The following is an 8,138-nucleotide window of genomic DNA, read 5'->3' as shown; positions in this document are numbered from 1 at the left end:
CTCCCAACCCATCCCCCGAAGCTCCTCCGGATCGAAGGCCCCCCGGTAGTAGACGGCCATGTCCCAGTCACTGTCGGGCGTATGCGCCCCCTGCGCGCGGGAGCCGCCGAGGGTGACGGCCTGGACACCGCCGAGGGCGCCGAGCCGATCGGCGACGTACTCGACGAAGTCGGCGTCGGACAGGGAAGGCTGGGCCGGAGAAGGCGGCGGCACGGAAGTCACGCATCCATCCCAGCACGCAGGCCCCTGGCAGGACTACCCAATATCGGGTACCCAGGCCCTACGCCACCAGCCCAAGCCGCTGGCCCCCGGCCGCTACCCCTTCCGCACCTCCCCGATCGACCCGCTCTGGATCACCACTCCGTGCTCCACATTCCCGCTGAAGTTGTTGTACACATCGCCGCGCCGCTCGCCCCCAGACCCGGGCGACAACTCCTCAAGCAACGACCGCAGTTCGGCGGCAGCCGCCGGATCCGCGCGCAGGGTGCGCCGCATCCGCCCACGCCACTCGGCCAGCACATCCGCCTCGGCCTCGGCATCCGAGCTGTCCCGCGCGGCGGCGAGCTCGGCGCGCGCCTCCTCCAACTCCCCCGCGACGACGTCCTCCTCGCCATCGCGCCCCCGCGAGAAGAATCCGGCGACCCGGTCCCGCACCTGCCCCCAGCCGTCGGTCACCATCTGCTGCACGAGCGCCGTCGCCCCCGCCGCCGCCAACGCGGTCAACTCAGCGTCCACCAGGCCCCCCTCGCCCCATCATGCGCGTCGCCACGCATCCCGATTCCGTGCTTCACGGTAACGCCCGCCACCGACAATTCGCTGGCGGACAAGCGACGACCGGCCTCAGTCTGGCGACCATGAACGGCACCGACGACCTCACGACCCCACCCCCGAACCACCAGATCCGCGCCCTGCACACGGACACGACCGTCACCGTCTACCAGGCGTACGCACCCGCGCTCGGCGAGACCGCGGCACGTACCGGACGGTTCCCCGCCGCGTGGAAGCGGGACCGCATGACTTGGATCAAGCCGTCCTTCCTCTGGATGATGTACCGCTGCGGCTGGGCCACCAAGGAAGACCAGCAGACCGTCCTTGCCGTCGAGATCACCCGCGAGGGCTTCGAGTGGGCCCTGCGGCACGCCTGCCTCTCGCACTACGCGCCCGCAGTGCACGCGGACGCCGCCGCCTGGAAGCGTGACTTGAAGCAAACGCCGACCCGGGTCCAGTGGGACCCTGAGCGCGATCTCCACCTCGCCCCGCTCCCGCACCGCTCGCTCCAGCTGGGCCTCGCGGGCGACGCGGCACGGCGCTTCGCGGACGAGTGGACGGTGTCGATCACGGACGTCACCGAGCAGGCCCACCGAGTCCACGCCCTCGTACGCGAGAACGACCAAGCAGCCGCCGAGAGCCTCCTCCCGACGGAACGCCCCTACCCGGCCGGGGACGACCTGCTCGCTCACCTGCGTGCGTGATGAAGGAGAACAGCGGCCTGATGCAACCGCGAGGCGGTCAGCCGGGGCCAGACCGCTCCCCTCGCAGGCACTGTCAGCCAGCACTACTATGAGCGTAGGCTTTAACCCTACGTAGGTGGTACTGATGAAGAGGACGGCGATCGGCCTTCCCCCCGAGCTGGCCCGCAGGGCGAACCTCGTCCTGCGCCCCAAGGACGCCGCCGTTGTCTACGCCCACCCCCGTCCCGAAATGGCGCGCCTGGTCAAGAACGGGGCAGCGCTCCGCCTGGCCACCGGGTACTACCTCCTCGTACCTGGCCGTCATCTCAGCGACAGCACCTGGCGTCCCGACCTCCACGCAGTGGGTCTCGGCATCGGACAGGCCGACTACGGCCAGGACGGCGCCGCCCTGATGGGCATCGGGGCTGCCAGCCAATTCGGGGCCGTCCCACGCGAGATCGCCGTCACGTTCATTGCCGTACCGAAGCAACGTCCGCCCCTGGAAACGGAGTTCGGACAGATCACCTTCATGCGCAGGGACGTGGCGAGCCTCGACCTGGAACGGATCGAGACCGAGGTGACCCCCGGATGGGTGACCACACCTGAACAAACTCTCCTGGACCTCGCCGCCCGCCCTACGCTTGGCGGCCTGCCCGCCGAAGCGATCACCGAGGCGCTCCGTGCGCTCTCGCTGCGTGCCGATGCCGACCTGCTGCCCGAACTGGCGGCCGGGCAGCACAAGACTGCTGCCCTGAAAAGGGCGCGGCGCCTGATCGAGGGGGACTCGGATGCTGGACCGAAGTGATCTCGCGCGCATCGGCGCGGAATACGGCGCCGCCGAGCAGCAGGTGCGGCGCGATCACCTGATCAGCCACGTGCTGTGGGCGCTGGCCTCGCTGGATCTGCCGGTGGTGTTCTTCGGAGGTACAGCCCTCTCGCGTACGCACCTCACGACGGCGGCGTCCGGCGACGCACCTCACGACGGCGGCGTCCGGCGGTCGGCGTCCGAGGCCATCGATCTGTACACGGACGACCGCCCGGCGGTTGCCGATGCCCTCGACTCCCGCATCCCCCGCTTGCTTCGACGTGAGTTCCCGCGTTCGCGGTGGGAGCCCGCGCTCTCCGGCGTCCGTGGGGTGGATCCCGCCCAACTGGTGACCGGCGACGGTCTGCGCCTGCGCGTCCAGCTCCTCGACACGCACACCGGCCACTCCGAATGGAAGCGATGGCCCACCGAGCGGCGCAGTGTCGAACTGCGCTATCGCGACGTCCCAGCCCCCGCCGCGGAACATCAGCAGCTCCCAGTGGAGGCGCCCGCCTGCTGAACGTCCGGACTCAGGCTGATCTATTCCACCTCGATGCCGTAGTCCTGAACGAGTTCCTCCAGTCCGCCTCTGTAGCCCCTGCCGCCGAGGACGAACTCCCAGTCACCGCTGGACCTCAGACGGAAAGACCCGAGCACCAGGGCCGTTTCGAGCGGTCGGCCGTCAGAGATCTCGAGCCGTCCCAGCTCTGACATCGCCGGATCGAGCAGGCGGATGCAGGCATCTGTGAAGCCGGAGAGATCCGCGTCCGGGTTGGCCTCCGGGTCGATGGCCGCCACCAGCACGAACCGATCAGCCTCCACCGGCAGTTCGTCGAAGGCGACACAGATCGCAGCCTTGTCAGGCGCCTCCGCGGGAAGGGCGCGCACGGAGCCGTCGGGAGTCTGTGGATTGTTGAAGAAGACGAAGTGATCGTCGCTCAGGACGCGGTTGCCATGGCAGACGAGTGCACACACGTCCAAGGCAACGCTTCCGGTCCACGACATTCCCAGGACGTTGTAGTCGTCAGGGAGCCGAGTGTTCGGGTCCGGCGGGGTCGGCTGCGGTGAGGCTTGGCGACCGCCCTCTCCTAATCGTCCGCGCAGTCCGTGACGATGCAGCAGGTCGACGAGTTCCGTGCCCGAGATGAGTTCCAGCGGCTTACCGTTGGCGAAGGTATGAGAGCCGGGTCCGAACCCAGACGTCGTCACCAAGACGCCCTTGTTGGCGCCTGCGCCCTGCGCGGTCCCGTACAAGTCACGCACGGCAGTGGGCGGCACCGTGTTGCGGTAGCGCTTGACCTGTACGACGATCTTGCCGCCTCGGATGGGGGTCGGGTCCAGCGCGTCGACGTCCACGCCCCCATCGCTTGAGCGCTGGGTCGTCACTGCCTGCATCCCCATGGCCCGGAAGAGATCCGCAACGAGATTCTCGAACTCCACCGGATCCATGTCGTACAGGTCCGGTTCCTCATCGCTGCCGTGGGCGACAACGCGGTTTCCGACGTCTTGTGGCCGACGGCTCGGCCGTACCGGTGTGAGTTGGTCCGGCCTGGTCGAGAGCTGCCCTCTCAGAGCGCCGGCCAGGCAACTGCCTGCATCCACCTGCGCCAAGTGCAGGTCACGGAACGAAGAGCGTGAGGCCATGACCGTCGCGAGGAAGATGTGGCCCGGTCGCCCCGTCGTGGGGTCATGTCCATCGACGAACCCGTTCAGGGCCACGGACTCCAGTGCCCCCTGTTCGTCCGCGGCGAAGAGCTCGTGCAGGACAAGCAACATGCACTGCGCGAGAACCTCCTTGTACAGGGCCCGCCGCTGACTTTCCGGTCGGGGGGTCTCCTTGTCCTGGTCGGTCCCGTACATGTACCGAACGGACTTGATCGCAGGGACGATGTCGTAGGCAGGTAACTCCCAATCGAGCACCAGTTGTCGGGCAGCGGAGTCGTACGCTGCCGCTATCTGTCGCGGGAAGCCATCAGGCCACGCCGTTGAGGAGTAGAGAGCAGCTGTGAAGTACTCGACCGCGGAATCGGGATCTCGGCGCCTCACGCCTTCGGATATCGCGACCACGCCGGCGTTGTGCTCACGCACCTCGGCCAGCTGAGAGTCGACCCACTGTTGGTACTCACGCTGATACGAGGCCAGTTGCTGCCGGCGGTGAGACTCCGCTGCTTGTGCAGCCTGCAGGTCCCGGTCGAAACGCGCCCCCGCCTCGGCCTGCGCATGACCCCGGCGACTCGCAGTCCAACCACCCTGGGCTTGGTACTGACTGGCATCCGGCATGGGCACCGGCTGCGCCAACTGACCTGGAGCGAAGGGCTGAACATCCACGGCTCGCATGAGTGAGGACGCCCTGAAAGCCGGAGCGTCGCAACCTGAAGCGAGAAGGCTTTGCAGTGCTGCTACCTCTGCGTCCAGATCCTCCGTGCGACGCAGCGCGTCTGCCTGCCTGTACTCACGGTGGCTCTGGGCAGCTCGCCGCTGGTAGGCCCGCGCTTGCTGGGCTTCTTGCCTCCGCTGTCTGGCCTCGGCTTCCGACTGGCGCTGCTGCTGTCGTTGCACCTCAGCCCACGCGCGGACAAGACCGGTAGAACGACGACTCATTGCTGCAGGCCCTCCCCAGGACATTGGCAGCCGAAGGACACTTCGGTTGTCCCCACAACCAACTGTGACGAGACGACTCTATCCAGCAACTGCCGCCACGCATATGCATTCGTCAAAGGCTGGGTGGAGATCCAACGCTGCAGGTCAACTCAACGGATGCGGCTGAGGCTGCGGCACACGGCACTGTCCAAGTGGTGACCCTCGGACCGTCGAGTCCACGCATGGCGCACCCATCACAGAATGGTCTCTGAACAAGGCTTGACATGAGTCATCACGCCGCGTTCACCGACCGCAAGGACAGACGTCGGGATGCTTGTCTGCGTCAACTCCGTTGGGGGGAGCCTGTCGAAGTATGGATCATGGAGCTGTGACGAAGTGGACGAACAGAGCAGCTGAGGTCGAGCGGACGGATCTTGAGCCAGAGCTCTCCGCGTACCAACAGGCATTGCGGGCACGGCTTCTCGCGCCTCCCGTGGTGACTGCACCTGAACCTTGGCTGCGCGTTGCCTTCGTCCCCGTCGGCGGGCTCCTCGGAATCGGCTTCGCCTCGCATCCCGAGGACGGCCGCGATCTGGTGATGGTCGTCTCGCGCGACGGTCACGGCCTCTTCGACGCCGTCACCGGGAAGAAGATCGCCAGGGACCGTGATCCCGAGCACAGCACCCCCGATGCAGTTGCCGATTTGTCCTGCCCCGGACTGGGGCCGGTCAGTGGTAGCCGCGTGCGCATCGCGGGGCTTTTCGGCGGAGGGCTCCACACCACCACCGCGGACGGTTGGACTCTGGAGGTCGTCACCCCGGCCTGGCCGAATGATCGCGTCCTGCTCTCCGCCGACGGCGGCCTGCCCCACTCCGGTCCACACGGAGAGCAGTGGTGGCACATTTTTCACTCCAACTACTCCGAACTCCGAGCGTTCGGCTTCTCACCTTCCGGGATGACCATCGCCGTCGCGACGAGCAGCGACATTTCACTGTGGACACGCAGTACGGACCCAACCCACTCCAGCAGAGCCTAGGACTGACCGAGCCGGACTGTTTGCCGCGGTACTAAAAGGACTCTGAACAAGGCTTGACGTGGAACAAGCCTCGCCCTGTTGATCAACCAGTAAGAAAGCAGCGTTGCACCAAGTGCCCGGCCACACCACAAAGTGGCCGGGCACTTGCCCTTTCGGTCACCTCCCCAACGGTCAATTGTGGTGCGAGGAAAGGGAGTTGGAGACTCTCCACGAACCTCCGCGCACAAGCACCCCGGGGAGATGAAATCGTGAAGAGCAGAAGCAACATCGCACGGGCCGTCATCGGAGTAACCGCCGCTGCCGCCCTTGTCGCACTGGTCCCGAACCCTGCGTCCGCGCAGACCGTATACAGGGAAAAGGCACATGCGACCAAGGGTTCCCCCAAGATCGACAACCACTGTCTCTCACTGAAGACCGGCCGTGAGAACAGGCTCGTCGGCATCGCCTGTTTCAAGAAGGCCGGGAACAGGATGTGGGTCAGGGACTACCGGAAGGACGGACAGCGCGTAGAGATTCGCGGCGAGGTCAACAAGAACGGTGCCGGATACCGCTGTTACGGGAACTACAAGGCCGGCTGGCGGAAGTGCACCAAGATCAGTAAGAAGATGCCGAACAACGCCGTCTTCGCCTGGAACATCGCCCTGACCAAGAAGGGCAAGGTCACCAAGGCGGGCGAGATGCGGTTCAGCAACACGTGACCGGAAGCCCTCCGCATGACCGGAAGCGGGAGTTCCTCAGCGCGGTGCGGTAGCCGACACGCACCAGACGGAACTCACGAGGGCCCGCCCCCAGGCGGCCGCCTGGGGGCGGGCCCTTTGCCATACCCACGCACGCGAGCCCTTGAAGCGCTGCGGCTGGGCCACCAAGGAAGACCAACAGACCGCCCTTGCCGTCGAGATCACCCGCGACGGCTTCGAGTGGGCCCTGCGGCACGCCTGCCTCTCGCACTACGCACCCGCAGTGCACGCGGACGCCGCCGCCTGGAAGCGTGACTTGAAGCAAGCGCCGACCCGGGTCCAGTGGGACCCTGAGCGCGATCTCCACCTCGCCCCGCTCCCGCACCGATCGCTCCAGCTGGGCCTCGCGGGCGACGCGGCGCGGCGCTACGCGGACGAGTGGACGGTGTCGATCACGGACGTCACCGAGCAGGCCCACAGGGTCCACACCCTCGTACGCGAGAACGATCTGACCGCCGCGGCCCGCCTGCTGCCCCGCGAGCGGCGCTACCCGGCGGAAGACGGTCTGCTCGACCATCAGACCGCCAGGGGGTGACGCGCCGACCCCGCCGTCGTCAGACGGCTAGCGTGCGGATCAGCTTGTTGGCCTTGAAGTCGCGGGATTCGACAGTGAGTTTGCCGTCGCTGCCGAGGAGCACGCGCAGGCCCTGTGACTCCGCGCCCGAGCCCGGCTTCTCGCCGCCGTTGCCGTCCGGGCCGTACATGGTCTGGATGAAGCCGGTGTTGACGACGGTGAAGCCCTTCGGGTCGCCGCCCTCGACGATCTTCTTCGCCGCCCAGTCCGAGCGGTTGAGGTCCCAGTGGGTGTGGCCGGAGAAGAAGACGACGTTCGGGTGCGCGCCGAGGATGGTGAGCAGGTCGGCCTCGTCTACGAAGTCCTGGTCGTAGAAGCGGGCCGCGTCCGGTCCGGTGGTGCCGGAGACCGAGCCCGGCAGGACGTGGTGGCTGAAGATCAGTACGTACGGCTTGTCCGCGTGGGACTTGAGGGTGCTGTCCAGCCAGGAGAGCTGGGCGGAACCAAGCGTCACGAAGGGCGGGTTGGTGCCGTTCACCGCCGGCGCGGTGGTGCCGATGAAGAGCAGGGGGAGGTCGCCCGCCGTCGTCTGGGAGTAGACGTCCGGCATGCCGGTGTAGTCGAGGAACCGCTTGACCTGGGTGTCGAACGGGTCGGAGTTGTACTGCTCGTGATTGCCGAGCGCGGCGAGGACTCGCTCCGGGTGAGGGTGGGCGGCGAGCGTGCCGTAGAGGTCGTCGTACTGCTGGGCGGTGCCCTGCGCGACGAGGTCACCCGCGATGACGAGGGCGTCGGAGCCGCCGAAGGAGTTGAGGTCGTCGAGGGCGTTGCCGAAGTCGGCCAAGTCGCCCTGGATGTCGGAGATGACGTCGAGGGCGGTGACGGGGGCCGCCCCCTTCGGCTTCCGGACGGATGCCGCTTGGGCGGCGGTGAGGCCGCCGAGGGGGATCGTGGCCAGGGCTATGCCGCTGGCGGTGAGGAAGGTTCTGCGGGAGTGGGGCGGCGTCTTCGGGGA

General features: G+C 67.1%; 10 protein-coding genes. 6 read left to right on the top strand and 4 right to left on the bottom strand.

The window, feature by feature from the left end:
• Together E2651_RS38405 and E2651_RS38400 are read right to left on the bottom strand one after the other, a co-directional pair.
• A partial coding sequence (locus tag E2651_RS38405; RefSeq protein WP_209446351.1) for a nucleotidyltransferase domain-containing protein occupies positions 1 to 213 on the bottom strand: 213 nt, incomplete at its 3' end.
• Positions 214 to 315: 102 nt separating this feature from the next.
• Positions 316 to 735: a hypothetical protein gene (locus tag E2651_RS38400; RefSeq protein ID WP_135335906.1), complete on the bottom strand. Its 420-nt coding sequence runs from the start codon at positions 733 to 735 to the stop codon at positions 316 to 318.
• Between the two features lie 119 nt (positions 736 to 854).
• Between E2651_RS38400 and E2651_RS38395 the strand changes: the two genes are divergently transcribed.
• The 3 genes from E2651_RS38395 (at position 855) to E2651_RS38385 (ending at position 2,776) form a co-directional block, all read left to right on the top strand.
• Positions 855 to 1,472 (top strand): DUF4291 domain-containing protein, encoded by a 618-nt coding sequence (locus tag E2651_RS38395; RefSeq protein WP_135335905.1) that lies wholly within the window; start codon positions 855 to 857, stop codon positions 1,470 to 1,472.
• Positions 1,473 to 1,596: 124 nt separating this feature from the next.
• Complete coding sequence (locus tag E2651_RS38390; protein ID WP_135335904.1) at positions 1,597 to 2,256, top strand: type IV toxin-antitoxin system AbiEi family antitoxin; 660 nt, start codon at positions 1,597 to 1,599, stop codon at positions 2,254 to 2,256.
• The gene (locus E2651_RS38385; RefSeq protein ID WP_135335903.1) at positions 2,240 to 2,776 is read left to right on the top strand and encodes a hypothetical protein; all 537 of its coding nucleotides are present in this window, start codon (positions 2,240 to 2,242) and stop codon (positions 2,774 to 2,776) included. Before E2651_RS38390 ends, E2651_RS38385 begins: the two co-directional genes overlap by 17 nt.
• Positions 2,777 to 2,796: 20 nt before the next feature.
• Here E2651_RS38385 and E2651_RS38380 read toward each other — a convergent pair whose 3' ends face one another.
• Positions 2,797 to 4,857, bottom strand: a complete 2,061-nt coding sequence (locus E2651_RS38380) for a restriction endonuclease (protein ID WP_209446350.1) — start codon at positions 4,855 to 4,857, stop codon at positions 2,797 to 2,799.
• 367 nt (positions 4,858 to 5,224) lie between these two features.
• On the opposite strand from E2651_RS38380, the gene E2651_RS38375 reads away from it, so the two are divergent.
• The 3 genes from E2651_RS38375 (at position 5,225) to E2651_RS38365 (ending at position 7,144) form a co-directional block, all read left to right on the top strand.
• The gene (locus E2651_RS38375) at positions 5,225 to 5,872 is read left to right on the top strand and encodes a hypothetical protein (RefSeq protein WP_135335902.1); all 648 of its coding nucleotides are present in this window, start codon (positions 5,225 to 5,227) and stop codon (positions 5,870 to 5,872) included.
• Positions 5,873 to 6,120: 248 nt separating this feature from the next.
• Positions 6,121 to 6,570: a hypothetical protein gene (locus tag E2651_RS38370; RefSeq protein WP_135335901.1), complete on the top strand. Its 450-nt coding sequence runs from the start codon at positions 6,121 to 6,123 to the stop codon at positions 6,568 to 6,570.
• 142 nt (positions 6,571 to 6,712) lie between these two features.
• Positions 6,713 to 7,144 carry a DUF4291 family protein gene (locus tag E2651_RS38365; protein WP_135335900.1) on the top strand — a complete coding sequence of 144 codons (432 nt, stop codon included), beginning with the start codon at positions 6,713 to 6,715 and terminating at the stop codon, positions 7,142 to 7,144.
• 19 nt (positions 7,145 to 7,163) lie between these two features.
• On the opposite strand, the gene E2651_RS38360 is transcribed toward E2651_RS38365, so the two are convergent.
• The coding region (locus E2651_RS38360; RefSeq protein WP_245239478.1) for a DUF4073 domain-containing protein at positions 7,164 to 8,138 on the bottom strand (975 nt) is incomplete at its 5' end.

Origin of the sequence: Streptomyces sp. MZ04 (genome assembly GCF_004684775.1) — a bacterium.
Taxonomy (GTDB): Bacteria; Actinomycetota; Actinomycetes; order Streptomycetales; family Streptomycetaceae; genus Streptomyces.
Note: the sequence above shows the minus strand (reverse complement) of the source record. Positions and strands in the feature narration are given on the sequence as shown.